The organism is Pseudomonas sp. FW305-7 (assembly GCF_058786735.1).
In genome coordinates, this window is record NZ_JBYSZA010000006.1 from 161,157 (window position 1) to 184,051 (window position 22,895).

A 22,895-nucleotide genomic window follows, 5' to 3' on the forward strand; every position below is an offset into this window, starting at 1 on the left:
GGGGTGGCGTAGATGTTCCTTCGCCGGAAAAACATCGGTAAGGTAGGGGTCAGAATTCAAGACCCGCGAGGAGTAGTGATGAGCGAGGCGTTGTCCATCCACCATGACCAGGCTGGTCATCAGTTCGAGACCAATGTGGACGGTCATCGTGCCTACCTGACCTATATGGATCTGGGGAAACAGACCCTGGATATCTATCGCACCTTCGTGCCCAACGCCCTGCGTGGCCGTGGCATTGCCGCGGCGCTGACTGAAAGCGCGCTGCAATACGCCGAAGAAATGGGCTACACGGTGATCCCGTCGTGCTCCTACGTCGAGCGCTACATGGAACGCCATCAGAAGCGCGCCGCGAAAATCTGAATCGCACACACAAAAACGCCGGGCATTGCCCGGCGTTTTTTTATGCCTGTAAAACGCGTATCAGCTGCGCTGGCGTTTCGGCAGAACATCCTTGAGCTTGGCGTGCATGCTGCGCAGGGTGTTCTCGGTGGCGGACCAGTCGATGCACGCATCGGTGATCGACACGCCGTATTGCAGGTCGGCGAGATCTTTCGGAATCGCCTGGCAGCCCCAGTTCAGATGACTCTCGACCATCAGGCCGATGATCGACTGGTTGCCTTCGAGGATCTGGTTGGCAACGTTTTCCATCACCAGCGGTTGCAGGGCCGGGTCCTTGTTGGAGTTGGCGTGGCTGCAATCGACCATGATGTTCGGCTTGATCTTCGCTTTGTTCAACGCCTGCTCGCAGAGGGCAACGCTGACCGAATCGTAGTTCGGTTTGCCGTTGCCACCGCGCAGCACCACGTGACCGTAGGCATTACCTTTGGTGGTGACTATGGATACGCCACCTTCCTGGTTGATACCTAGGAAACGGTGCGGGCTGGAAACCGACTGCAAGGCGTTGATCGCCACGGTCAGGCCGCCGTCGGTGCCGTTCTTGAAGCCTACCGCCGAGGACAGGCCGGAAGCCATTTCGCGGTGGGTCTGGGATTCGGTGGTGCGTGCGCCGATGGCCGACCAGCTGATCAGGTCCTGCAGGTATTGCGGGGAGATCGGGTCGAGGGCTTCAGTGGCGGTTGGCAGGCCTTTTTCGGCCAGATCCAGCAGCAACTGGCGACCGATGTGCAGACCGTCCTGGATCTTGAACGAGTCGTCCAGATACGGATCGTTGATCAGGCCTTTCCAGCCGACCGTGGTGCGCGGCTTTTCGAAATACACGCGCATGACCAGATACAAGGTATCGGAGACTTCCGCAGCCAGCACCTTCAAACGGTCGGCGTATTCGTGGGCAGCCTTGATGTCGTGGATCGAGCACGGGCCGATCACGACGAACAGACGGTGGTCAGTGCCATCAAGAATGTTGCGAATGACTTCACGGCCCTTGGTGACGGTGCGCAAGGCAGCACCGCTCAGAGGGATATCACGCTTGAGCTGATCGGGAGTGATCAGGGTCTCGTTAGAGGCGACGTTTAGGTCGTTGATCGGTAAATCAGCCATCGTTTACTCGTCAGGTCACGGGTGCCGGCCGCCAGCGATCCCCGCGCGGCGGAGCACAGCAGATTTAAGCGCGTCGGGGAGCGGAACCTTAGCGCGTTACGCGCCTGCTCGACAATGGGCAAACGCCGCTTTAATCCAGCACTGGCTGGGCAAAAGCCTTGCGAACGCTGTCGTGGGAGAACTCATCGGCATGTTGTTCGACCCATTGCAGGGCCAGCGCCTGGATATCCTGCAGGTCATCGTGGGCATCGTTCATGCGGCAGTAGCGTTCGATCTGACACACCTGCTCACCCATTCGCGCGCTGAACAGCGTTTGTTCGTCGGTGAACGCGATCCCCACCAGATAACCTTTTTTGCGACGCAGACACCACGCCACATAGCCCGGATAACAGATGTCGGCATTGAGCGTCGGCATGCGCACTTGCAGGGCCGTGCCATGGCGCCAGGCACGGTGGTAATTGCAAGCGATGCCGCCGAGGCTGATAGTGTGCAGCTGTTGCCTGGAAATGCACTCAGGCGTGAGCAAGGTTAATTCAACCGGCACCTCGTCCGGATGAGGAATGAAACGTCCCATGAGCACAGACTCCCTGTGTCGGCCATTTGACATTGTTTCCCCCAGTATAGTGGTCGAATCCGAACTGACCGATTTCGACGCCGACCAACGGCTTTTGGCGATGAGCGGCGTTTCGCTGGTGATTTTCACCAGCGTCGGCTGCGCCAGTTGCCGTTATGCCCGCGAAGTGTTGCCGGATATGGCGCTGGCGATTGATCGCCTTTGCTGGATCGACGCTGGCAACAACGGCGGGTTGGTGGAGCGGTATCAGGTCTTTCATTTGCCGGCGCTGTTTGTCGTGCGCGACGGCGAGTTCTTTGGGGCATTGCACACGCGCCTGACGGCCGATGCGCTGAACGCAGCGCTGGCGCAGGCACTGAGTCGAATTGCAGAGGAGTTGCCATAAATGGGGACAATCAACAAACCGGTCGTGGGGATTATCGGCACCGGTGCCATCGGCGGGTTTTACGGCCTGATGCTGGCGCGTGCCGGTTTCGATGTGCATTTTCTGCTGCGCAGCGAGTTTTCCGCGGTGGCCGAGCACGGCCTGCAGGTGGACAGCGCGGTGCATGGTCTGCTGACGCTCAACCCGGTGCAGGCCTACTCTTCGGCTGAAGACATGCCCAAGTGCGACTGGCTGCTGGTGGGCGCCAAGACCACCAGCAATGCCAGCCTTGCGCCGTCGATCATTCAAGCGGCAAAACCCGATGCGAAAGTGCTGGTGCTGCAAAACGGCCTCGACGTCGAGGACAGCCTGCGTGAACGGCTGCCTGACTCGCTGCATCTGCTCGGTGGTCTGTGCCTGATCTGCGTGCATCGCGAGGGCCCCGGGCAGGTGACCCACCAAGCACTTGGCGCGGTGAACGTCGGCTACCACAGTGGCCCGGCGGCTGATGACATTGCGCGTATGGCGCTTGTCGAGGAAGGTTCGGAACTGTTCCGCGCCGCCGGCATCGATTCCCAGGCGATGCCCAATCTGCATCAGGCACGCTGGCAGAAACTGATCTGGAACATCCCCTATAACGGTCTTTCGGTATTGCTCGGCGCCAGCACTACGCCGCTGATGGCCGATGCCGACAGCCGCGCATTGATTCAGGCGTTGATGGCCGAAGTGGTGCAGGGCGCCAAAGCGTGCGGTGTGGAAGTGCCAGCCGGGTATGCCGATTTCCTGTTTACGATGACCGAGAAAATGGCCGATTACTGGCCGAGCATGCATCACGACTTTTTGCATAAACGACCGCTGGAGCTGGAGGCAATCTACGCCCGACCACTGGCGGCCGCCAAAGCGGCGGGGTGTGAACTGCCGCGAATCGAGGCGCTGTATCGAACATTGAGCTTTATTGATCGACGCAACACTTGAGTCGTTTTTTTGCGGGTGCTGGGGGAAAACATGGCGAAAAACATTGATGACAAACTGGTGCTGGCGATCTCGTCGCGCGCTTTGTTCGACCTGAGCGAGAGCCACAAGGTCTACCTGTCGAGGGGCGTCGAAGCCTATCGGCAATATCAGATCGAGCACGAAGACGAGATCCTCGCGCCCGGCGATGCCTTCCCCCTGGTGGAAAAACTCCTGAGCCTGAACAGTCGCCTCGGCCGCGCCCGGGTCGAGGTGATTCTGGTGTCGCGCAACAGCGCCGACACCGGGTTGCGCGTGTTCAACTCGATTCATCACTACGGCCTGGCGATTTCCCGCGCAGCGTTTGTGGGCGGGCGCAGTCCTTATCCGTATCTCAAAGCCTTTGGCTGCGACCTGTTTCTTTCGACCCACGCCGAGGATGTACGCGCAGCGCTGGATGCAGGTTTTGCCGCTGCGACGATTCTGTCCGGGGGCGCCAGCCGAGCGGCCAGCGATGAGTTGCGCATCGCCTTCGACGGCGACGCGGTGATTTTTTCCGACGAATCGGAACGGATCTATCAGTCCGGCGGACTCGAAGCGTTTCAGGCCAAGGAGCGTGAGGCCGCACGCGAGCCATTGCGCGGTGGGCCGTTCAAGGGCTTTTTGGCGGCGCTCAATCTGTTGCAACGCGAGTTCCCCGACGACGACTGCCCGATCCGCACGGCACTGGTCACCGCACGTTCGGCGCCGGCGCATGAGCGAGTGATCCGTACGCTGCGGGAATGGGACATTCGCCTCGACGAATCACTGTTCCTCGGTGGCCTGACCAAATCGGCGTTTCTCGAAGCGTTTGCCGCCGACGTGTTCTTCGACGATCAGGCCGGCCACTGCGAACTTGCCCGCGAAGTGGTCGCCACCGGCCACGTGCCCCACGGCATCAGCAACGAACCGTCGATCTAAAGCCCCTGTGCTTCAAGACGTTGCGTCGCACGTCGTACTCGTCAAGGCACTGCTAAGCTGAATCAAATCTCCGCCATGTTGGCTTGCGAGGAGGTCATATGATTCGTTCGATGCTGTATGCCACTGACCTCGGTCTGTACGCACCGTTAGTGATGCAGCATGCCCTGGCTTTGGCGCGAACGTTCAATGCCGACTTGTATGTGGTGCACGCGGTGGAGCCGATGGGATTGTTTGCCGAGTCGGTGTTGCAGAGTTATCTCGACGAGCAGGCATTGAACGAATTTCACAGCCAGGGTCTGAAAACAGTCATCGCCAACATCGAACAGCGGGTACTGGAGAGCTTTCGCGAAGAACTGGGGGACGAGGGCGAGCAGGATCTGCAGCGCATTCGCGCGGTACGCGTGGTGCAGGGCGATCCGTCGCAGGTGATTCTTGACCAGGTGCAGAAACTCTCTGTCGATTTGCTGATCGTAGGAAGTCACAGCCACGGGGTGGGCGCGGAAACGCCGTTGGGCCGTACGGCGGCGCGGGTCCTGCAGTTGGCCAAGGTCCCGGTTTATCTGGTGCCACTGGTGGAGCGTCGGCGGCGGGAGGATCGCTGAGTCAGGATTAATGGCACTTTGATAAAAAAGTTCTAGATTTATTATTCAAACCATTAATATAGTTATATACCGTCGCTGATGCCCGTGGCGTCTACCTGCTTTGAGGGATACATATGAAGCTTCAACAATTGCGCTACATCTGGGAAGTGGCGCACCACGACCTCAACGTTTCCGCTACAGCCCAAAGCCTTTACACCTCGCAACCGGGTATCAGTAAACAAATCCGCCTGCTGGAAGATGAACTCGGCGTTGAAGTGTTCGCCCGCAGCGGCAAGCACCTGACCCGCGTCACCCCGGCGGGCGAGCGCATCATCACCACTGCCGGTGAGATTCTGCGCAAGGTCGAAAGCATCAAGCAGATTGCCCAGGAATTCTCCAACGAGAAGAAAGGCACCCTGTCGATCGCCACCACTCACACCCAGGCACGTTATGCGCTGCCGCCAGTGATCAGCAATTTCATCAAGCAATATCCGGACGTGGCACTGCACATGCACCAGGGTTCGCCGATGCAGATCGCCGAGATGGCCGCTGACGGCACCGTCGATTTCGCCATCGCCACCGAAGCGCTGGAGTTGTTCGGCGACCTGGTGATGATGCCATGCTATCGCTGGAACCGCTGTGTGGTCGTGCCGCAAGGGCACCCGCTGACCAAGCTGCCTAAGCTGACCCTCGAAGCGCTCGCCGAATATCCGATCGTGACGTACGTGTTCGGCTTCACCGGTCGTTCGAAACTCGACGAAGCGTTCAGCCATCGTGGCCTGACGCCTAAAGTGGTTTTCACCGCTGCTGACGCCGATGTGATCAAAACCTACGTGCGTCTGGGTCTGGGTGTGGGCATCGTCGCCAAAATGGCCGTCGATACCAAACTCGACAACGATCTGGTGGTGCTGGATGCCAGCGAGCTGTTCGAATCGAGCATCACCAAGATCGGTTTCCGTCGCGGTACGTTCCTGCGTGGTTTCATGTGCGACTTCATCGAAAAGTTTGCCCCGCACCTGACCCGCGAAGTGATGGCCAAAGCCATTCAGTGCCACAACAAGCAAGAGCTGGAAGAGCTGTTCGACGGCGTCGAGCTGCCTGTCCACTAAGTCCCCGCGTCAAAGCACCTCGGTGACAGCAAATTGTTGCCGGGTGCCTGCCACCAGAATCTCCACCTCGTCCCCCTCGAACTTGCCCAGCAGGCTTTTGCCCAGCGGCGAGCGCGGGGTGATGACGGTAATCGGCTGACCGACCACGTCGACTTTCAGTCCCGCCGCATCCGGCGCCAGAAACAGCCATTGCTCGCGACCCTTTTCGTCTTCCAGACCGAGCAGGGCGCCGATTTCTATGCCTCGGTTCTCGTCGTAGGCGCGCAGCGTCAGCGCCTGGCACAGCGCCAGTGACTGACGAATTTCCTCGACGCGTTTTGCTTGCCCGGCCGCCAGATAAGACGCCTCAAGTCCCAAGGTGTCGTACTTGTTTTCGGCGATGTTCTCTTCGTGGGTCGCGGTTTCGTAAGCGGTCTGCGCGGCGCGTTCGGCGATATCGAGGTCGATGCGCAGTTTGTCGAGAATCAATTGGTGGACCGTGTGTTTGTTCATGATCAGTCGCAGAATTGCAAAACGTTGGCGCGGCTCTTTTCGCTGGGCGCATTCTGGTCCTGTTGCAGCCAGAACTGGCATTTCGGATTCGATTGATTGCGGCTGCTGCTGCGCGCCTGATCGAGCCGATTCTGTTGCTCGTTCTTGCGCAGGTTTTCCTCGTATTGATCGAACAACGGGCTCTGCGGCGGAATATTCGGCACCGGCTGGGCCGCCGGCGGATTGGCCAGTTGCTGCACGGCCTGGGCCACCGGCGCCAGTTGCTCGTTGAACAAAAAGCGCGAGAGCAGCCAACAGGTCAGCGCGATCGCCAGAAAGCCCAGCCACATGCCCAAGGCAATGCTGCCGGTCAAATGCAGCGCGCTGAGTTGAACAGGCAAGGGACGACGCGGATTGGGACGATAGGGCATGGCTGCCTCCTGGCGGATGGTTGCGGGCAAGTCGCGATTGTCGCACGAAGATTAATCGGCGTCGGCTCTTCTGCACGGGGTCATTTATGCGGACAATCGGTGCTTTTGCCAACGGGAGTCTTGAATGTCGAAACTGAAAACCCGCTGGGATATTTTTTGCACTGTCGTCGATAACTATGGCGATATCGGCGTGACCTGGCGCCTGGCCCGGCAATTGGTGGCGGAGCATTCACTGGCGGTGCGACTGTGGGTCGATGATCTGCGCGCGTTCGAACGCATCTGTCCAGAGATCGACAGCACCGCTACACAACAATGGCAGCAGGGCGTGGAGGTACGGCACTGGCCGGGCGAGTGGCCACAGATTGAAGCCGCTGATGTGGTGATCGCCGCGTTCGCCTGTCAGTTGCCCGGCGATTATATGGACGCCATGGCCGAGCGCGAAAAGCCGCCTCTGTGGATGAACCTCGACTATCTCAGCGCCGAAGAGTGGGTCATCGGTTGCCATGGATTGCCGTCGGTGAAATACAAGTCAGTGCAGAAGTTCTTCTTCTTTCCTGGATTTCAGCCGGGCACGGGCGGACTGCTGCGTGAGCGAGGATTACTCGAGCAGCGTCGGCAATTTCAGCAGGATCCCCAAGCTCAGCGACAATTCCTGCAAGGTTTGGGGATCGAGCGCGCGGCGGGCGCTCAGCTGATTTCGCTGTTTGCCTACGAGAATGCCGGGCTGGCCAGCTGGCTGGATGTACTCGCAGCCGACGCGACACCGACTCACTTGCTGGTGCCGGAAGGGCGGATTCTCGGTGACGTCGCGTGTTGGCTCGGGGTCGAGACTCTCAGCGTCGGGGCAATACATGTGCGTCAGGCGCTGACCGTGCAGGTGCTGCCGTTCGTCCGTCAGGATCAATACGATCATCTGCTCTGGTGCTGCGATTTCAATGCGGTGCGCGGCGAAGACTCGTTCGTCCGGGCGCAGTGGGCGGGGCGGCCGATGCTCTGGCACATCTACCAGCAGGACGAAGACATCCACCTGGACAAGCTCGATGCCTTCCTCGCTCTGTATTCGCACGGTCTGTCGCCAGCAGCGGCCCAGGCGATGAACGGTCTCTGGCAGGCCTGGAGTGCTGGTCAGCCGATCGGCGGACATTGGCTCGAGGCCCGTAAACATTGGCCAGAACTACAGGAAAATGCCGAAGCATGGTGTCTGGAACAAGGCTTGCAGGCGGATCTTGCCACGGCGCTGGTACAGTTTTACCTAAATTGGATATGATACGCGGCCTAGATTTTTGTAAATCCCATCCAAATTCGGATATTCGCAATGAAAACTGGTAAAGAACTCAAACCCGGTACCGTGATCCGTATCGACAACGATCCTTGGCTGGTTCAGAAAGCTGAATTCACCAAGTCGGGCCGTAACAGCGCGATCATGAAGACCAAGCTGAAGAACCTGCTGACCGGTTACAAGACCGAAACCGTTTACGGTGCGGACGACAAGCTGGACGACGTGATCCTCGACCGCAAAGAAGCGACCCTGTCCTTCATCAGCGGCGACACCTACACGTTCATGGACACCACTGACTACACCATGTACGAACTGAACGCCGAAGACATCGAAAGCGTTCTGCCTTTCGTTGAAGAAGGCATGACCGACGTTTGCGAAGCCGTGTTCTTCGAAGAGCGTCTGGTTTCCGTAGAGCTGCCGACCACCATCGTGCGCGTAGTTGACTACACCGAAGGTTCGGCTCGCGGCGACACTTCCGGCAAAGTCATGAAGCCAGCCAAGCTGAGCAACGGTACCGAGCTGCAAGTTGCTGACTTCATCGAAATCGGTGACAAGATCGAGATCGACACCCGCGAAGGCGGTTCCTACAAAGGCCGTGCCAAATAAGCACTGCTTTTTGCGGAAAGAAAAAGCCCGACCATTGAGTCGGGCTTTTTTGTGCCTGCAATTTCACCTTCAACACCTATCCCCTGTGGGAGCGAGCCTGCTCGCGAATGCGGTGTGACATCCAATGAAGCGTTGTCTGACAGAACGCCTTCGCGAGCAGGGGTTTTGCATTTATCTCAAACGGTGGTGTGCAGGCGTACGTCAACGTTGCCACGGGTGGCGTTGGAGTACGGGCAAACCTGATGCGCTGCTTCAACCAGGCTCTGTGCATCGGCTTGTTCCAGACCCGGCAGGCTGATGTGCAGGTCGATGTCCAGACCAAAGCCGCCAGGGATTTGGCCGATGCCGACGTGAGCAGTGATCGAAGCATCGTCCGGGATTTTACGTTTGGTCTGGCTGGCAACGAATTTCAGCGCGCCGATGAAGCAGGCCGAGTACCCAGCCGCGAACAGTTGCTCAGGGTTGGTCGCCGCGCCGCCAGCACCACCGAGTTCTTTCGGGGTGGCCAGTTTGACGTCGAGGATGTTGTCGCTGGAGATCGCACGACCGTCACGGCCGCCAGTGGACGTTGCGATTGCGGTGTAGAGAGTTTGCATGGTGTGGGCCTCGTAGAGTGTTATGTGTCGCGCTAATTGTTTGCGCGCCAAGTAAGTGCGAGCTGAATGTAGCTCGCTAATATTTAGTGCGCAAGATAAATTTTGGAGGAAAGTGAGAATGCATGACGCGGCGTGGTGCATTACTGCACTGCAAGCATTGATCTAGAGCGCTGGACGGAAAGGAGGCTGACTGTAAAAAAAATCAGTCGGACAAGCATTCATCAGCAAATGAGGACCCTGTGGCAGCCGGGCTTGCTCGCGATAACGGCGTGTCAGTCGAAATCATGACGGCTGACAGGACGCCATCGCGGGCAAGCCCGGCTCCCACAGGTTTTGTACTGCAACTGAATTGAGGATTCAGACCAGGCTGTCTTGCAGGTGGCAGCGCAGGGCTTGCAGTTCTGATTGCAGGTTTTGCAAACGCTCGATCGTGAAGCCGCTGGCGCCGAGAATGCATTGCGGGATGCTTTGGGCTTTGGCTTGCAAAGCGCGGCCCTGTTCAGTCAATTCGACAATCACCACTCGCTCATCCTCGCGGCTGCGGGTCCGGCTGAGCAAACCTTCGCCTTCCAGGCGCTTGAGCAGTGGTGTCAGCGATCCCGGATCCGTCAGCAGTCGTGTGCTGATTTCTCCCACGGTCAAACCATCTTTCTCCCACAACACCATCATCGCCAGATATTGCGGATAGGTCAGGCCGATGGCTTGCAGCATCGGTTTGTAGACTTTGGTCATCATCAGCGAAGTGGAATGCAAGGCGAAGCAGGCCTGGTTGTCCAGGAGCAAGTCATCGCAGGTGTCGCGTTCGGAAGTCATGTCAAAGCCTTGATCGGTGATGGGCATGAATCTAGCGCCCGAATGTTTAATGCGCCAGACAATTATCTGGGGCTAGTGCCGGCCAAAATCCCGCTGTAACGCCAGATCCCACGGTGGAACCGGGCTAAAGCGGGTTTTCAGATACTCCAGCAGCAAGCGGCTGCGCGAATTCGTCTGCTGTTCCATCCGCAAGGCATAGATCCCGGTGGACTCAGGTTTCGGCAGGCCGTTTTCGCAAAACAGCGGCAGCAGTTCGCCACGCAGCAGATATTCGCTGGCCAACCAGGTCGGCAGATGCGCAATCCCCAGTCCCGCCAACGCGCCGCAGACCAAGGCTTCGGCATTATTGGCGCTCATGCGGATGCGGGCCGGACGGTGCAGTTGCATCTGGCCATCCAGCTCGAAACGCCAGGCGAAGGGCGGGGCGAGGCCGTCCCAGTCCAGACCGTCGTGTTCACTCAATTGCGCGGGATGGCTGGGTACACCGCGATGTTTGAGATAGTCAGGACTCGCGCAGGCGATGCGCACCATGCTCGCCAGTGGCGTGGCAACCAATCGAGTGTCGGCCAGTTGACCGGCGCGCAGCACCAGATCGACTTTGCCCAGATTCGAGCCGTGCATGTCGACAAAGCTGTCGATCAGATGCAACTGCACGTCCAGTCCCGGATACAAAACCAGAAAGTCGGCAATCACCGGTGCCAGGTGTCTGCGTCCGAACGCTGCCGGGGCATCGATGCGAATCAAGCCTTCCGGCGCATTGCTCAGGGAAACCGCTTCGGCTCGGGCCAGTTGCAACTCGGCGACGATCCGCCGTGCCCGCTCGGCAAACGCCAGCCCCGCAGGCGTGGCCAGTACCGCGTGGGTACTGCGGATAAATAGCTGGCTGCCGACAGCATTTTCCAGGCTATCGATGCGCCGCGCGACCGCCGAGGGCGTCAACGGATGGCGACGAGACGCTGCGGAAAAACTGCCGCTTTCCAGCACATCGAGAAACAGCCCGAGTTGTTCGGTCAATTGATTGGGATTCATGTCATTTCAATGCTTGTGCGAATTCGGCACAGCCATTGTGCGTTGCTGTGCGTTTCCCCGCCAGCCGTGACTGCGTAGGATGAATCGCCTGACGTAAGAGGAATTCGGCAGTGATGGAGTTTTTGTTGTATCTGGTTTTCGGCGCCGCCCTTGGCACACTCGGTGGCATCTTCGGCATCGGTGGTGGCTTGATCGCCATTCCACTGCTCGGCGTGTGGTTCGGGCTCGATCAGCAGATTGCCCAAGGCACGGCGCTGGTGATGGTGGTGCCAAACGTGATGCTGGCGCTGTGGCGTTATCACCAACGCAATCGTATTGAATTGCGTCATGCGTTGCCGTTGGCGTCGATGGGATTCTGCTTTGCGTGGATCGGTTCGATCTGGGCTGTGGGTATCGATGCGCAAACCATGCGCATCGGTTTTGTCGCGTTTCTCGTTGTCCTTTCGGCCTATAACTTGCTGAAAATGTTCGGCAAGCGCCCGGCGCCGACCTCCGAGATGCGTTATTCGTGGCCGTGGCTGGGTGTTCTCGGCGCGGCGTCGGGAACCATGGGCGGGTTGTTCGGTGTTGGTGGGGCAGTGGTCGCGACGCCAGTCTTGACCAGCCTGTTCGGCACCAGCCAAGTCGTTGCCCAAGGTCTGTCGCTGGCGCTGGCATTGCCGAGCACCGGCGTGACGTTGGTGACGTATGCGGTGCATCACGAAGTGGACTGGATGATCGGCCTGCCGCTGGCCATCGGCGGTCTGGCCAGCATCAGTTGGGGCGTGAAAGTCGCCCACGCGATGCCGGAAAAACTTTTGCGTGGGCTGTTCTGCGGGTTTCTGGTGCTGTGCGCAGTGATGCTCGCGTTTAAAGTTTGAAACCTTCGACGATGTGCTCGGCCAGGCATTCGGTGATCGGCGAAGGGTTATTCAAATTGCGGATCAGCATGATGCTGGCCTCGGGCAGCAGCGGCAGATCTTCATCGGCGCCGAGAATGCGCATGTCCGGGGTGATCAGGCTTTCCAGTTGCGCGGTGATCGCCAGACCCGCGCTCACCACCGCCATCAGCGCCGAAAGGCTGGTGCTGTTGTAGGCGATGCGGTATTCGCGGCCCATGGCGTCCAGCGCATTGCAGGCCCACAAGCGGCAGAAACAGTCACTGTTGAACATCGCCAAGGGCAACGGCGTCTGCTCGTGGGCGCTGAAGTTTTGCGCCTCGGCCCAGACGAAGCGCTCTTTGCGCAGCAACTGGCCAATCTCGTTGCCCGGTTCGCGGGTGACGATCGACAGGTCCAGATCGGTGCGCTGCAACAACTGTTTGGTCGATTCGCAATGCACTTCGATCTGGATCAGCGGATAGAACTGCGCGAATCGCGACAGGATCCCCGGCAGAAAGCGCATCACGTAATCATCCGGCGTACCGATCTTCACGGTGCCGACCATGTGCGGCTCGCGCAGGGTGTTGAACACTTCGCTGTGCAGCTTGAGGATGCGTCGCGCGTATCCCAGCAGCACCTGGCCTTCAGCGGTCAGGCGCACCTGACGCCCGTCGCGTTCAAACAACTGGCGTTGCAACACGTCTTCTTCCAGACGCTTCATCTGCATGCTCACCGCCGATTGCGTGCGGTTGACCATTTCACCGGCGCGGGTGAAACCGCCCTGATCGGCAATCGCCACAAAGGTGCGCAAGACATCGGTATCGATACTGGGGTAGGCCGACAATTGATGAATCTCCGTGATGCATGCCATCAGAAACATTCGTTGGATTGATCTTAGCGCTGGCGCGAGACTTGAGCCATCCACAACGGAGGTCAACACGATGAAAGGTCAAAGAGAGTATGTAGACGAAGAAAAATTTTCCGGCCATGGCCATATGGTTTCCGACTTGCTGCACAAGTTTAGCCGCTGGTACGAACTTCACCGCGAACGCGAGATGCTCGCCAGTCTGAGCGACGAAGCGTTGAAGGACATCGGGGTCAGTCGTGCCGACGTCGAGCACGAGTCGGTTCGGCCATTCTGGGATGATCCGATGCACAAATGATGAGGCCATCGCTACACAAAACCTTCTGGACTGAGGTAGGTTGCGAGCAGACAAGGAGATGCTCATGCCCGCGACACTGTCCTTTTCCCTCAAACAGGCTCGACGTCTGGCGCTGGCTGCCCAAGGGTTCAACGGGCGCCAGCCGCCGACCGTCAAGGCAGCGCACGTCAACCGGCTGATCGAACGGCTGGGCCTGCTGCAAATCGACTCCGTCAACGCCGTGGTGCGCTCGCACTACCTGCCGCTGTTTTCCCGTCTGGGCTCCTATTCTTCCGAATTGCTCGACCAGGCTGCCTGGAGTTCGGGGCGACGTCGCACCTTGTTTGAATATTGGGGCCACGAAGCGTCGCTGTTGCCGTTGTCGATGTATCCGTTGATGAATTGGCGCATGCAGCGAGCCAGGCAGGGCCGAGACATTTATCAGCAATTGGCAAAGTTTGGTCTGGAGCAGCAGGATGTTGTTCGCCGGGTGTTGAGTGCGGTCGAAGAGCGCGGCGCAGTGGGTGCGGGCAGTTTGTCGACCCGTGAAGACAAGCCCGGGCAATGGTGGGACTGGAGCGCAGAAAAGCATGCGCTGGAGTGGCTGTTTGCCGCCGGTGAAGTGACCGTGGCCGGGCGCCGTGGGTTTGAGCGTTTGTACGATTTGCCGGAGCGGGTGATTCCTTCCGCGATCCTGCAGCAGACATTGCCCGATGAGGCCGAGGCGCAGCGTGGACTGTTAGTGCATGCGGCTGAGGCGTTGGGGGTTGGCACGGAAAAGGATCTGCGCGATTACTTCCGTTTGAGTCCGGCTGACGCGCGTCCGCGTCTGGCCGAGTTGGTCGAGGCCGGGCAGTTGTTGCTGTGCGAGGTCGCCGACTGGCGACAGATCGCCTATTGCCTGCCGGAGCCCAAGGTCCCGCGCAAGGTCACGGCCAGTGCGCTGTTGTCGCCGTTTGACTCACTGATCTGGGAGCGCAGCCGCACTGAGCGATTGTTTGATTTTCGCTATCGGCTGGAGATCTACACGCCGCAGGACAAGCGGGTTTACGGCTATTACGTGTTGCCGTTTCTGCACAATGAGCGGATTGCGGCACGAGTGGATTTGCGCGCCGAGCGGGCGTCGGGCAGGTTGGCGGTACATGCGGTGCACGAGGAGCAGTCGGGGCTGGATGAGGAGGGGATGCTGGCGTTGGCCGTGAATTTGCGGCAGATGGCGAGTTGGTTGGGGCTTGAGCGGGTGCAGTTGAATTGTCAGCGCGAGAGTGCGGGGCGGTTGCGGGTGGCATTGACGCAGGTCGGGAGCGACTGAGCGGACGCCATCGCCGGCAAGCCAGGCTCCCACAGTGATCGGTTCGGTCACAGAATCTGTGTACGACGCAAATCCTGTGGGAGCCTGGCTTGCCAGCGATGGGGCCAGGTCAGGCGATAAAGATGTCCAACCTCAGCGGCGGACTTGCTTCAGGGTTTCAGCAATCAGGAATGCCAGTTCCAGCGACTGATCGGCATTCATCCGCGGATCGCAGTGGGTGTGATAGCGATCCGACAAACCATCTTCAGTAATCGGTCGTGCTCCACCAATGCACTCGGTGACGTTCTGTCCGGTCATTTCGATGTGGATCCCGCCGGCATAAGTGCCTTCCGCTTCGTGCACCTGGAAGAACTGCTTCACCTCGCCGAGGATCTGCGCAAAGTCGCGAGTCTTGTAGCCGCTGCTGGCCTTGATGGTGTTGCCGTGCATCGGGTCGGAGCTCCACAGCACTTGCTTGCCTTCACGCTGCACAGCGCGAATCAGTGCCGGCAGGTGATCGCCCACCTTGTTCGCGCCCATCCGTGCGATCAGGTTCAGACGCCCAGGATCGTTGCTCGGGTTGAGCACATCGATCAGGCGGATCAGGTCGTCGGGGTTCATGCTCGGGCCGACTTTGACGCCGATCGGGTTGTTGACCCCACGCAGGAATTCGACGTGAGCGCCGTCGAGTTGACGGGTGCGGTCGCCGATCCACAGCATGTGCGCCGAGCAATCGTAGTAATCGTTGGTCAGGCTGTCGCGGCGCACGAAGGCTTCTTCGTAGTTCAGCAGCAGCGCTTCGTGGGCGGTGAAGAAACTGGTTTCGCGCAGTTGCGGCGAGCTGTCCATGCCGCAGGCGCGCATGAACGCCAGGGTTTCATCGATGCGGTCGGCGAGGTGGCTGTACTTCTCGGCCAGCGCTGAGTTGGCGATGAAATCGAGGTTCCACTTGTGCACTTGATGCAGATCGGCAAAGCCGCCCTGAGCGAAGGCGCGCAAGAGGTTCAGCGTCGCGGTGGACTGGTGATAGGACTGCAGCAGACGCTCGGGATCCGGTACGCGGCTCTTTTCGTCGAAGCCGATACCGTTGACGATGTCGCCACGATAGGCGGGCAGGGTCACGCCATCGATGGTCTCGTCATTGGCCGAACGTGGTTTGGCGAATTGACCGGCCATGCGCCCGACCTTGACCACCGGGCAACCGGCGGCAAAGGTCATGACAATCGCCATTTGCAGCAACACTTTAAAGGTGTCGCGAATCTTTGCTGCGGAGAATTCGGCGAAGCTTTCCGCGCAATCGCCGCCCTGCAGCAGAAACGCCCGGCCCTGAGTCACTTCGGCAAACTGACGGCGCAGTTCACGCGCCTCGCCGGCAAACACCAATGGCGGGTAGCTGGCCAGGGTTTGCTCGACTTGGCGCAGATGCGCGGCGTCGGGGTATTGGGGTTGTTGCTGGATCGGCAGGGCACGCCAGCTGTCAGGGCTCCACGGTTGGCTCATCACGGTCTCGAGTTTTCTACGCACGGAAGGCCATGGTATCAGCAAATTAGTGCGTGACCTGTTCCTGCCCCATCGCCGACAATTGCCGCTTTGCCACGGCGCCATAGCGGCGTCATCGCGTCACCGCGCCCGGTGACCACCAGGAGACGAAATGACTGAGGAGCGCGTCGAGCTATTGCTCGCCGAAGTACAGGATGAGTTCGGCGTGATTCGCGTGCTGGAAGTGGCCGATTACCGCTTTCTGGAGTTCGGCGATGCCATCGAGCAGAGCTGCGTGTTCACCGCCGACCCGAGCTGGCTGGAGTACGACTACACCCGGGCGATGCTGATTGGTGCGTTGTGTCATGAACAACCGGAGAGTGCGCTGTTCCTCGGGCTGGGTGCCGGTACGCTGACGCAGGCCTGCCTCAGGTTTCTGCCGCTGGAAGATGTCGAAGCCATCGAGTTGCGTCCCGACGTGCCGCGTCTGGCCATCGAATACCTTGGGCTGGATGACGATCCGCGCCTGTACATCCGCGTCGGCGATGCGCTTGAACTGCTGCCGACGGCGGAGCCAGCGGATCTGATCTTCGTCGACCTGTACACCGACGTCGGCCCGGGAGTCGGGCATCTGGCCTGGAGCTTTCTCGGCGATTGCCAGAAGCGTCTGAATCCCGGTGGCTGGCTGGTGATCAATCAATGGGCCACGGATGACGGCAAGCCGCTCGGTGCGGCGTTGTTGCGCGGGCTCTATCACCGGCATTACTGGGAGCTGCCGGTGAAGGAGGGCAATGTGATTCTGATTGTGCCGGCGGATCTGGATCAGGCGCTGGACATGCAGGCGTTGACCGCCCGGGCCGAGGCGCTGGCGCCGCAGTTGGGTTATTCGTTGCAGTCGTTGATCAAGGCGATTCGCCCGGCCACTTGAGTTGTCAGTGATGGCCCTATCGCGAGCAGGCTCACTCCTACATTGGAATGCGCTCCCCCTGTAGGAGTGAGCCTGCTCGCGATGACGTCCTCACGGACACCGTACTTTCAGATCCCTTTAAAGACTCCAGGTCGGCGCTCCACCAACGAGCGCACTCCTTCCTTGGCATCCTCACTGCCCAGCAACCTCTTCACCAGCGCCGGTAACGCCTGCGCCGCCGCCGTCTCGCCCTCATAACGCGCCTGTCGCGCCGACATCAGCGTCGCCTGCACGCCCAGCGGTGCCTGGCGCGCAATGCGCTCGGCCAGTTCAACCGCCCGTGGCAGCAAGTCCTCGCTGGCCATCACCTCCTGCACCAGGCCCAGTCGCAACGCATCGTGCGCGTCGAACTCATCCCCGGTCAGCAACCAGCGCATGGCATTGCCCCATCCCGCCACTTGATGAAAGCGTAAAGTCGCGCCACCAAAAGGAAAGATCCCACGCTGTACTTCCATTTGTGCGAAGCGGGTATTGCTGGCACACAGGTTGATGTCGGCGGCGAGCATCAGCTCGATGCCGATGGTCAGGCAGTAACCCTGCGCCGCAACAATCACCGGTTTGCTCACCCGTGGCCCGACGAAAACACCCCAGGGATCGCAACCGCCGGTCGGAACCTGCCAGCCTTGAGCAAGTGCGGTGCTGGCATTCACCAGATCCAGACCGGCGGTAAAGTGCTCGCCATGGCCGAACACCACCGCTACCCGCGCCTCGCTGTCGGCCTCGAACTCGCCATAGGCCAGGCTCAGGTCATTGAGCAGGTCGAGGTCGAAAGCATTGCGTTTGGCCGCTCGGTCCAGGCCGATCAGATGGACATGGCCACGACGTTCACGGCTGACGCGGCCGGGGCAGGGCTGATTCATGGATAAATCCTCGGGCGGGAAGGGCGGGTGCAGCGACGGTATGCCGCACATCGGTGAATCGTTTAAGCGTCATCACCCGCAGGGCCGGGCCTTTGAAAAATAGACCTTGGCACGATTATCCGCAAAACCCCGTTACACCGCGGTGACACACGCATTCAGACGATAAAAAAAGCTCCCTTTTTGGGCAAAATCCGGTATAGTGCGCGCCGGCCTTTAACCGGGCCGCGTTTAGGTAGCGCAATTTCCCGAAGTCAGCTTCGGCTGCACGTCCGCATTGCGGGCTCTTCCCGGACGATTCTTTTTTTCATTCATACGTTTTCGCAAATCCCCGCCGACAAAGCTGCCAGGGCGACTCTTGAGTCTCAACACGGCATGCGCAGCTTTGGAGCATGGGTCTTTGCGGATGCACTTAGAGGCAGACCCATGACCCAGGAAACCGGCGGATTCGCCGCTTTTAATCTTAACCCGAATATTCTTGCAGCCGTCGCAGCGACCGGCTACGAAGAGCCTTCGGCGATTCAGCAGCAATCGATCCCGATCATCATGGCCGGCCAGGACATGATTGGCCAGGCGCAAACCGGTACCGGTAAAACCGCCGCGTTCGCACTGCCTATTCTGCACCGCATCGATCCTGCCAAGCGCGAACCGCAAGCCCTGATCCTGGCGCCAACCCGAGAGTTGGCGCTGCAAGTAGCAACCGCTTTTGAAACCTACGCCAAGCAAATGCCAGGCGTTACCGTTGTCGCCGTTTACGGCGGCGCGCCGATGGGCCCGCAGCTCAAGGCTATCCGTAACGGCGCACAGATTGTTGTCGCTACCCCGGGTCGTCTGTGTGACCACCTGCGTCGCGACGAGAAAGTCCTGTCGACCGTGAACCACCTGGTTCTCGACGAAGCTGACGAAATGTTGAAGCTGGGCTTCATGGATGACCTGGAAGTCATCTTCAAGGCTCTGCCAGCGACCCGTCAGACCGTTTTGTTCTCGGCTACCCTGCCGCAGTCGATCCGCGCCATTGCCGAACGCCACCTGCGCGATCCGCAACACGTCAAGATCCAGACCAAGACTCAAACCGTTACCGCGATCGAACAGGCTCACCTGTTGGTTCACGCTGACCAGAAGACTTCGGCCGTTCTCAGCTTGCTGGAAGTGGAAGACTTCGACGCACTGATCATGTTCGTGCGCACCAAGCAAGCGACTCTGGACCTGGCCAGTGCCCTCGACGCCAAAGGCTACAAAGCCGCTGCGCTGAACGGTGACATCGCCCAGAACCAGCGTGAGCGCGTCATCGACTCGCTGAAAGATGGCCGTCTGGACATCGTTGTGGCGACCGACGTAGCTGCTCGTGGTCTGGACGTTCCGCGTATCACTCACGTGTTCAACGTGGACATGCCGTACGATCCTGAGTCCTACGTGCACCGTATCGGCCGTACCGGCCGTGCCGGTCGCGAAGGTCGAGCACTGCTGCTGGTGACTCCGCGTGAGCGCCGCATGCTGCAAGTGATCGAGCGTGTAACCGGTCAGAAGGTTGCTGAAGTTCGCCTGCCGGACGCTCAGGCCGTTCTCGATGCGCGCATCAAGAAGCTGACCAACAGCCTGTCGCCGCTGGTTGCTGATGCCGAATCGACTCACGGTGAGTTGCTCGATCGTCTGACCGCTGACATCGGCTGCTCGCCGCGTGCTCTGGCTGCTGCGCTGCTGCGCAAGGCTACCAACGGTCAAGCGCTGAACCTGGCAGCGATCGAGAAGGAGCGTCCACTGGTGCCGAACAACGCACCGCGTGGCGACCGTCCTGAGCGTTCCGGTGATCGTCCGGATCGTGGTGATCGCGAGCGTCGTGCGCCAATGCCTTTGGGCGAAGGTCGTGCTCGTTGCCGTACCGCGCTGGGTGCGCGTGACGGTATCGCTGCGAAAAACCTGCTGGGCGCCATCCTCAACGAAGGCGGTCTGGCCCGTGAAGCGATCGGTCGCATCCAGGTGCGTGACAGCTTCAGCCTTGTCGAGCTGCCGGAAGATGGTCTGGACAAACTCCTGACCAAGCTGAAGGACACTCGCGTTGCTGGCAAGCAGTTGAAGCTGCGTCGCTATCGCGAAGATTGATCGGCCCTTGGGCTGATTGATCGAACATAAAAAATCCCCGACTGGTTCGGGGATTTTTTTTGCCTGCTGTTTGGGTTTATACAAAACCCTGTGGGAGCTGGTTTGCCAGCGATCGCGTTAGCCGAAACGATAAATATCCATGCCCAGCGCACCCATGGTGAAGCCTGTATGCGCCACGCTGAACTCGCCTCCCGCACCCCGCGCAAAATACAACGGCAACAAATGCTCATCACTCGGATGGCTACGCACTGCATTTGGTGCCTGCTGGCGGTAATCATGCAGGGCTGCTTCGTCATCGGCCGCAAGCTTGTCGATCACCCAGTCACGGAAGTCCCGCGCCCACGGCTCGACGCTCTCTGGACCGGCGTGCCAGTCCAGCTCGCGCAGATTATGGGTGATGCTGCCGGAACCGATCAGCAGAATCCCTCGTTCGCGCAGGCCGGCCAACGCACGGCCAACCCGGGTTTGCAGCGCGGGGCCACCGCGACTCGGCAGCGAAACCTGTACCACCGGAATATCCGCCTGCGGGTACATCAGCGACAACGGCACCCACACGCCGTGATCGAACGGTCGTTGCGGATCAAGACGTGCCGGCAGGTTGCTGGCGCTCAGCAGATGGGCGACTTCAGCAGCCAGTTGTGGATCACCCGGCGCCGGGTACTGCACTTCGAACAGTCCCCGGGGGAAGCCGCCGAAATCGTGCCAGGTCTCGGGTTGCGGATGGCTGCTGACTAATAGTTCGTGGCTCTCCCAGTGTGCGGAGACAATCACGATGGCTTTCGGCCTGGGCAGTTCGGCAGCCAGTCGCGCCAATGCCGGGCCGCTGGCGCCGGGTTCCAGCGCAAGCATGGGTGAACCATGAGAAATAAACAGGCTGGGAAACATGATGGGTTCCTGAGCGTTAAGATGGCCCATCTTCAGTCAGATCATTGATCTAAATCTAATATAAGTTTTAACGCTTTTTGATCGATTTTTTGGGAGTGATACATGCAGCCTGAGTTTTGGCACAAGAAGTGGGAATCGAACCAGATCGGCTTTCATCAGCCCGAGGTCAACGCGTATTTGCAGCGGCACTGGCCGGATCTGGCGGTTGCAGCGCAGGCTCGCGTGCTGGTGCCGTTGTGTGGGAAAAGTCTGGATTTGCTGTGGCTGGCCGGGCGCGGCCATCAGGTGCTGGGCATCGAACTGTCGGAAAAGGCCGTCGAGGATTTTTTCAGCGAGCAGCATTTGCAACCTGAAGTCAGCGAAGGCGGCGCGTTCAAGGTCTATCGCGCGGGAGCTATCGAGTTGTGGTGCGGTGATGTCTTTGCGTTAAAGGCCGAGGATGTCGCTGATTGCACGGCGCTGTACGACCGCGCCGCGTTGATCGCGTTGCCGCCAGCGATGCGTGAGCAATACGCGGCGCATTTGCTGAGTATCTTGCCGGAAGGCTTGCAGGGTTTGCTGATTACGCTGGACTACGATCAGGCGCAGATGCCCGGGCCACCGTTTGCCGTGTCGGATGCTGAGGTGCAGCGCTTGCTGGGGAATGACTGGCAGGTCCAGAAGCTGGAAGAGCAGGATGTGCTGGGCGAGAGCTGGAAGTTCTTGCAGGCTGGCGTGACGCGGCTGGAGGAGCGGGTTTATCGGGTTTCCGGGCGGTAGAATTTTCCTGGAATTGCCGGCCACATCGCTGGCAAGCCAGCTCCCACAGTGATCTGTGGTGTATCGGAAATACTGAAAACCTCCTGGACCCTGTGGGAGCTGGCTAACCAGCGATGGTGCCATCAGGAACATCCCGTTAATCAAGCCAACAAAAAAGGCCCGCATCACTGCGGGCCTTTTTCATTGTTACATCGGTTGAATCAACCGCGACGACGCAAGGCGTCAATACGCTCTTCCAGCGGTGGGTGGCTCATGAACATGCGGGCGAAGCCCTGTTTGATGCCACCGTTGATGCCAAACGCATTCAGGGTGTCCGGCATGTGTACCGGCAGGCCCTGTTCGGCGCGCAGACGCTGCAGAGCGCCAATCATTGCGCTGGTACCGGCCAGGCGAGCACCGGCTTCGTCGGCGCGGAATTCGCGTTTGCGCGAGAACCACATGACGATCGCGCTGGCCAGGATGCCCAAGACCAGTTCAGCGAAAATGGTTGCCACGTAATAGGCGATGCCCTGACCTTCTTCGTTCTTGAAGATCACCTTGTCGACGAAGTTGCCGATGATCCGCGCAAAGAACATCACGAAGGTGTTCACCACGCCCTGGATCAGCGCCAGAGTGACCATGTCACCGTTGGCCACGTGACCGATTTCGTGGGCCAGCACGGCTTTCACTTCGTCTGGCGAAAAGCGTTCGAGCAGGCCCTGGCTGACCGCGACCAGTGCGTCGTTCTTGTTCCAGCCGGTGGCGAAGGCATTTGCTTCGTAGGCCGGGAATATACCGACCTCGGGCATCTTGATCCCGGCTTCGCGGGACAGTTGCTCGACAGTTTGCAGCAGCCATTGCTCATGCCGGGTACGTGGCTGGCTGATGATCTGGGTGCCGGTGCTCATCTTCGCCATCCACTTGGAGATGAACAGCGAGAACAGCGAGCCGGCGAAACCAAAGACCGCACAGAAAACCAGCAGCTGACTGAGGTCGAGATCAACCCCGTTGGCCGCCATGAACCCGTTGAAGCCGAACAGGCTCAGGGTGATGCTGGCTATCAGCACGACCGCCAGGTTAGTGGCCAAAAACAGCAGGATGCGCATCATGGTTGTAGAAATCTCCTCAAGCTAAAGATGTAGCGTACTGCGGGGTATATAAGGTGCTGCACCGGGCTATTCAACCGAGTGACTATTTCAAACTGTGTCCTACAGCGGTTTCCTCGGCGCACGACCCATTTCCCACGACAGACTCCGACACGGACGACGGACAGCCGCGACCCGTCGCCATTGCGTCAGACGCAAGTGACGGGTAC

The 22,895-nt window shown here is 59.4% G+C and carries 26 protein-coding genes; 14 read left to right on the forward strand and 12 right to left on the reverse strand.

Annotated features, from left to right (window positions below; all coding sequences use genetic code 11):
• The first annotated feature begins 78 nt into the window (after positions 1–78).
• The gene (locus tag AC3WMT_RS10625) at positions 79–360 is read left to right on the forward strand and encodes a GNAT family N-acetyltransferase (RefSeq protein ID WP_025113131.1); all 282 of its coding nucleotides are present in this window, start codon (positions 79–81) and stop codon (positions 358–360) included.
• Between the two features lie 60 nt (positions 361–420).
• Here AC3WMT_RS10625 and AC3WMT_RS10630 read toward each other — a convergent pair whose 3' ends face one another.
• Both AC3WMT_RS10630 and AC3WMT_RS10635 read right to left on the reverse strand, forming a co-directional pair.
• Positions 421–1,497 carry a 3-deoxy-7-phosphoheptulonate synthase gene (locus tag AC3WMT_RS10630; RefSeq protein ID WP_103304732.1) on the reverse strand — a complete coding sequence of 359 codons (1,077 nt, stop codon included), beginning with the start codon at positions 1,495–1,497 and terminating at the stop codon, positions 421–423.
• Positions 1,498–1,627: 130 nt separating this feature from the next.
• The gene (locus AC3WMT_RS10635) at positions 1,628–2,071 is read right to left on the reverse strand and encodes a PilZ domain-containing protein (RefSeq protein WP_103304733.1); all 444 of its coding nucleotides are present in this window, start codon (positions 2,069–2,071) and stop codon (positions 1,628–1,630) included.
• Here AC3WMT_RS10635 and AC3WMT_RS10640 point away from each other — a divergent pair.
• The 5 genes from AC3WMT_RS10640 to cysB all read left to right on the forward strand — a co-directional run bounded on the left by AC3WMT_RS10640 (position 2,070) and on the right by cysB (position 6,036).
• On the forward strand, positions 2,070–2,456 hold the full coding sequence (locus tag AC3WMT_RS10640) for a thioredoxin family protein (RefSeq protein ID WP_103304734.1): 387 nt from the start codon (positions 2,070–2,072) through the stop codon (positions 2,454–2,456). The genes AC3WMT_RS10635 and AC3WMT_RS10640 overlap by 2 nt on opposite strands.
• Positions 2,457–3,410, forward strand: a complete 954-nt coding sequence (locus AC3WMT_RS10645; protein ID WP_103304735.1) for a putative 2-dehydropantoate 2-reductase — start codon at positions 2,457–2,459, stop codon at positions 3,408–3,410.
• 30 nt (positions 3,411–3,440) lie between these two features.
• Positions 3,441–4,346 (forward strand): 5'-nucleotidase, encoded by a 906-nt coding sequence (locus AC3WMT_RS10650; protein ID WP_103304736.1) that lies wholly within the window; start codon positions 3,441–3,443, stop codon positions 4,344–4,346.
• A 98-nt stretch (positions 4,347–4,444) separates the two neighbouring features.
• Positions 4,445–4,948: a universal stress protein gene (locus AC3WMT_RS10655; protein ID WP_103304737.1), complete on the forward strand. Its 504-nt coding sequence runs from the start codon at positions 4,445–4,447 to the stop codon at positions 4,946–4,948.
• Positions 4,949–5,061: 113 nt separating this feature from the next.
• Positions 5,062–6,036, forward strand: a complete 975-nt coding sequence (gene cysB, locus AC3WMT_RS10660) for an HTH-type transcriptional regulator CysB (protein WP_007908591.1) — start codon at positions 5,062–5,064, stop codon at positions 6,034–6,036.
• A gap of 9 nt (positions 6,037–6,045) precedes the next feature.
• Here the strand turns inward: cysB and AC3WMT_RS10665 are convergent, their stop codons facing one another.
• Complete coding sequence (locus tag AC3WMT_RS10665; RefSeq protein ID WP_103304738.1) at positions 6,046–6,528, reverse strand: GreA/GreB family elongation factor; 483 nt, start codon at positions 6,526–6,528, stop codon at positions 6,046–6,048.
• 2 nt (positions 6,529–6,530) lie between these two features.
• Positions 6,531–6,938, reverse strand: coding sequence for a hypothetical protein (locus tag AC3WMT_RS10670; protein ID WP_103304739.1), 408 nt, complete (start codon positions 6,936–6,938; stop codon positions 6,531–6,533).
• Positions 6,939–7,062: 124 nt separating this feature from the next.
• On the opposite strand from AC3WMT_RS10670, the gene earP reads away from it, so the two are divergent.
• The gene (gene earP / locus AC3WMT_RS10675) at positions 7,063–8,205 is read left to right on the forward strand and encodes an elongation factor P maturation arginine rhamnosyltransferase EarP (RefSeq protein ID WP_103304740.1); all 1,143 of its coding nucleotides are present in this window, start codon (positions 7,063–7,065) and stop codon (positions 8,203–8,205) included.
• Positions 8,206–8,253: 48 nt separating this feature from the next.
• The gene (locus tag AC3WMT_RS10680; protein ID WP_025113141.1) at positions 8,254–8,823 is read left to right on the forward strand and encodes an elongation factor P; all 570 of its coding nucleotides are present in this window, start codon (positions 8,254–8,256) and stop codon (positions 8,821–8,823) included.
• Between the two features lie 176 nt (positions 8,824–8,999).
• Here the strand turns inward: AC3WMT_RS10680 and AC3WMT_RS10685 are convergent, their stop codons facing one another.
• From AC3WMT_RS10685 to AC3WMT_RS10695, 3 genes are all read right to left on the reverse strand, one after another.
• Positions 9,000–9,419: an organic hydroperoxide resistance protein gene (locus tag AC3WMT_RS10685; RefSeq protein WP_007964807.1), complete on the reverse strand. Its 420-nt coding sequence runs from the start codon at positions 9,417–9,419 to the stop codon at positions 9,000–9,002.
• Positions 9,420–9,776: 357 nt separating this feature from the next.
• Positions 9,777–10,232: a MarR family winged helix-turn-helix transcriptional regulator gene (locus tag AC3WMT_RS10690; protein WP_177431412.1), complete on the reverse strand. Its 456-nt coding sequence runs from the start codon at positions 10,230–10,232 to the stop codon at positions 9,777–9,779.
• A gap of 72 nt (positions 10,233–10,304) precedes the next feature.
• The gene (locus tag AC3WMT_RS10695) at positions 10,305–11,261 is read right to left on the reverse strand and encodes a LysR family transcriptional regulator (RefSeq protein ID WP_103304742.1); all 957 of its coding nucleotides are present in this window, start codon (positions 11,259–11,261) and stop codon (positions 10,305–10,307) included.
• A gap of 110 nt (positions 11,262–11,371) precedes the next feature.
• Between AC3WMT_RS10695 and AC3WMT_RS10700 the strand changes: the two genes are divergently transcribed.
• Positions 11,372–12,121: a sulfite exporter TauE/SafE family protein gene (locus AC3WMT_RS10700; protein ID WP_177431413.1), complete on the forward strand. Its 750-nt coding sequence runs from the start codon at positions 11,372–11,374 to the stop codon at positions 12,119–12,121.
• Here AC3WMT_RS10700 and AC3WMT_RS10705 read toward each other — a convergent pair.
• Positions 12,111–12,965 carry a LysR substrate-binding domain-containing protein gene (locus AC3WMT_RS10705; RefSeq protein ID WP_177431414.1) on the reverse strand — a complete coding sequence of 285 codons (855 nt, stop codon included), beginning with the start codon at positions 12,963–12,965 and terminating at the stop codon, positions 12,111–12,113. The genes AC3WMT_RS10700 and AC3WMT_RS10705 overlap by 11 nt on opposite strands.
• A gap of 97 nt (positions 12,966–13,062) precedes the next feature.
• On the opposite strand from AC3WMT_RS10705, the gene AC3WMT_RS10710 reads away from it, so the two are divergent.
• On the forward strand, positions 13,063–13,284 hold the full coding sequence (locus AC3WMT_RS10710; protein WP_103304745.1) for a DUF1127 domain-containing protein: 222 nt from the start codon (positions 13,063–13,065) through the stop codon (positions 13,282–13,284).
• A gap of 64 nt (positions 13,285–13,348) precedes the next feature.
• Complete coding sequence (locus AC3WMT_RS10715; protein ID WP_103304746.1) at positions 13,349–14,575, forward strand: winged helix-turn-helix domain-containing protein; 1,227 nt, start codon at positions 13,349–13,351, stop codon at positions 14,573–14,575.
• Positions 14,576–14,707: 132 nt separating this feature from the next.
• On the opposite strand, the gene AC3WMT_RS10720 is transcribed toward AC3WMT_RS10715, so the two are convergent.
• Positions 14,708–16,054 carry a class II 3-deoxy-7-phosphoheptulonate synthase gene (locus tag AC3WMT_RS10720; protein WP_103304747.1) on the reverse strand — a complete coding sequence of 449 codons (1,347 nt, stop codon included), beginning with the start codon at positions 16,052–16,054 and terminating at the stop codon, positions 14,708–14,710.
• 151 nt (positions 16,055–16,205) lie between these two features.
• Between AC3WMT_RS10720 and AC3WMT_RS10725 the strand changes: the two genes are divergently transcribed.
• Positions 16,206–16,961, forward strand: a complete 756-nt coding sequence (locus AC3WMT_RS10725; protein ID WP_103304748.1) for a spermidine synthase — start codon at positions 16,206–16,208, stop codon at positions 16,959–16,961.
• 107 nt (positions 16,962–17,068) lie between these two features.
• Here AC3WMT_RS10725 and AC3WMT_RS10730 read toward each other — a convergent pair whose 3' ends face one another.
• Positions 17,069–17,860, reverse strand: a complete 792-nt coding sequence (locus AC3WMT_RS10730) for a crotonase/enoyl-CoA hydratase family protein (protein ID WP_103304749.1) — start codon at positions 17,858–17,860, stop codon at positions 17,069–17,071.
• A 423-nt stretch (positions 17,861–18,283) separates the two neighbouring features.
• On the opposite strand from AC3WMT_RS10730, the gene AC3WMT_RS10735 reads away from it, so the two are divergent.
• Positions 18,284–19,957 carry a DEAD/DEAH box helicase gene (locus AC3WMT_RS10735; RefSeq protein WP_103304750.1) on the forward strand — a complete coding sequence of 558 codons (1,674 nt, stop codon included), beginning with the start codon at positions 18,284–18,286 and terminating at the stop codon, positions 19,955–19,957.
• A 117-nt stretch (positions 19,958–20,074) separates the two neighbouring features.
• On the opposite strand, the gene AC3WMT_RS10740 is transcribed toward AC3WMT_RS10735, so the two are convergent.
• Positions 20,075–20,842 carry a DODA-type extradiol aromatic ring-opening family dioxygenase gene (locus AC3WMT_RS10740; RefSeq protein ID WP_103304751.1) on the reverse strand — a complete coding sequence of 256 codons (768 nt, stop codon included), beginning with the start codon at positions 20,840–20,842 and terminating at the stop codon, positions 20,075–20,077.
• Between the two features lie 102 nt (positions 20,843–20,944).
• Here AC3WMT_RS10740 and AC3WMT_RS10745 point away from each other — a divergent pair, with 102 nt between their 5' ends.
• Positions 20,945–21,601 carry a thiopurine S-methyltransferase gene (locus AC3WMT_RS10745; RefSeq protein WP_103304752.1) on the forward strand — a complete coding sequence of 219 codons (657 nt, stop codon included), beginning with the start codon at positions 20,945–20,947 and terminating at the stop codon, positions 21,599–21,601.
• A 200-nt stretch (positions 21,602–21,801) separates the two neighbouring features.
• On the opposite strand, the gene htpX is transcribed toward AC3WMT_RS10745, so the two are convergent.
• Entirely contained in the window at positions 21,802–22,689 is an 888-nt protein-coding gene (gene htpX, locus AC3WMT_RS10750; protein WP_007908619.1) for a protease HtpX, read from the reverse strand.
• Between the last annotated feature and the right edge of the window lie 206 nt (positions 22,690–22,895).

Excerpts from the sequence above, each read along its gene's own strand:
- AC3WMT_RS10625 (WP_025113131.1), top strand. The coding sequence starts at position 79 with ATGAGCGAGGCGTTGTCCATCCACCATGACCAGGCTGGTCATCAGTTC.
- AC3WMT_RS10630 (WP_103304732.1), bottom strand. The coding sequence starts at position 1,497 with ATGGCTGATTTACCGATCAACGACCTAAACGTCGCCTCTAACGAGACC.
- AC3WMT_RS10640 (WP_103304734.1), top strand. The coding sequence starts at position 2,070 with ATGAGCACAGACTCCCTGTGTCGGCCATTTGACATTGTTTCCCCCAGT.
- AC3WMT_RS10635 (WP_103304733.1), bottom strand. The coding sequence starts at position 2,071 with ATGGGACGTTTCATTCCTCATCCGGACGAGGTGCCGGTTGAATTAACC.
- AC3WMT_RS10645 (WP_103304735.1), top strand. The coding sequence starts at position 2,457 with ATGGGGACAATCAACAAACCGGTCGTGGGGATTATCGGCACCGGTGCC.
- AC3WMT_RS10650 (WP_103304736.1), top strand. The coding sequence starts at position 3,441 with ATGGCGAAAAACATTGATGACAAACTGGTGCTGGCGATCTCGTCGCGC.
- AC3WMT_RS10655 (WP_103304737.1), top strand. The coding sequence starts at position 4,445 with ATGATTCGTTCGATGCTGTATGCCACTGACCTCGGTCTGTACGCACCG.
- cysB (WP_007908591.1), top strand. The coding sequence starts at position 5,062 with ATGAAGCTTCAACAATTGCGCTACATCTGGGAAGTGGCGCACCACGAC.
- AC3WMT_RS10665 (WP_103304738.1), bottom strand. The coding sequence starts at position 6,528 with ATGAACAAACACACGGTCCACCAATTGATTCTCGACAAACTGCGCATC.
- AC3WMT_RS10670 (WP_103304739.1), bottom strand. The coding sequence starts at position 6,938 with ATGCCCTATCGTCCCAATCCGCGTCGTCCCTTGCCTGTTCAACTCAGC.
- earP (WP_103304740.1), top strand. The coding sequence starts at position 7,063 with ATGTCGAAACTGAAAACCCGCTGGGATATTTTTTGCACTGTCGTCGAT.
- AC3WMT_RS10680 (WP_025113141.1), top strand. The coding sequence starts at position 8,254 with ATGAAAACTGGTAAAGAACTCAAACCCGGTACCGTGATCCGTATCGAC.
- AC3WMT_RS10685 (WP_007964807.1), bottom strand. The coding sequence starts at position 9,419 with ATGCAAACTCTCTACACCGCAATCGCAACGTCCACTGGCGGCCGTGAC.
- AC3WMT_RS10690 (WP_177431412.1), bottom strand. The coding sequence starts at position 10,232 with ATGACTTCCGAACGCGACACCTGCGATGACTTGCTCCTGGACAACCAG.
- AC3WMT_RS10695 (WP_103304742.1), bottom strand. The coding sequence starts at position 11,261 with ATGAATCCCAATCAATTGACCGAACAACTCGGGCTGTTTCTCGATGTG.
- AC3WMT_RS10710 (WP_103304745.1), top strand. The coding sequence starts at position 13,063 with ATGAAAGGTCAAAGAGAGTATGTAGACGAAGAAAAATTTTCCGGCCAT.
- AC3WMT_RS10715 (WP_103304746.1), top strand. The coding sequence starts at position 13,349 with ATGCCCGCGACACTGTCCTTTTCCCTCAAACAGGCTCGACGTCTGGCG.
- AC3WMT_RS10720 (WP_103304747.1), bottom strand. The coding sequence starts at position 16,054 with ATGAGCCAACCGTGGAGCCCTGACAGCTGGCGTGCCCTGCCGATCCAG.
- AC3WMT_RS10725 (WP_103304748.1), top strand. The coding sequence starts at position 16,206 with ATGACTGAGGAGCGCGTCGAGCTATTGCTCGCCGAAGTACAGGATGAG.
- AC3WMT_RS10730 (WP_103304749.1), bottom strand. The coding sequence starts at position 17,860 with ATGAATCAGCCCTGCCCCGGCCGCGTCAGCCGTGAACGTCGTGGCCAT.
- AC3WMT_RS10735 (WP_103304750.1), top strand. The coding sequence starts at position 18,284 with ATGACCCAGGAAACCGGCGGATTCGCCGCTTTTAATCTTAACCCGAAT.
- AC3WMT_RS10740 (WP_103304751.1), bottom strand. The coding sequence starts at position 20,842 with ATGTTTCCCAGCCTGTTTATTTCTCATGGTTCACCCATGCTTGCGCTG.
- AC3WMT_RS10745 (WP_103304752.1), top strand. The coding sequence starts at position 20,945 with ATGCAGCCTGAGTTTTGGCACAAGAAGTGGGAATCGAACCAGATCGGC.
- htpX (WP_007908619.1), bottom strand. The coding sequence starts at position 22,689 with ATGATGCGCATCCTGCTGTTTTTGGCCACTAACCTGGCGGTCGTGCTG.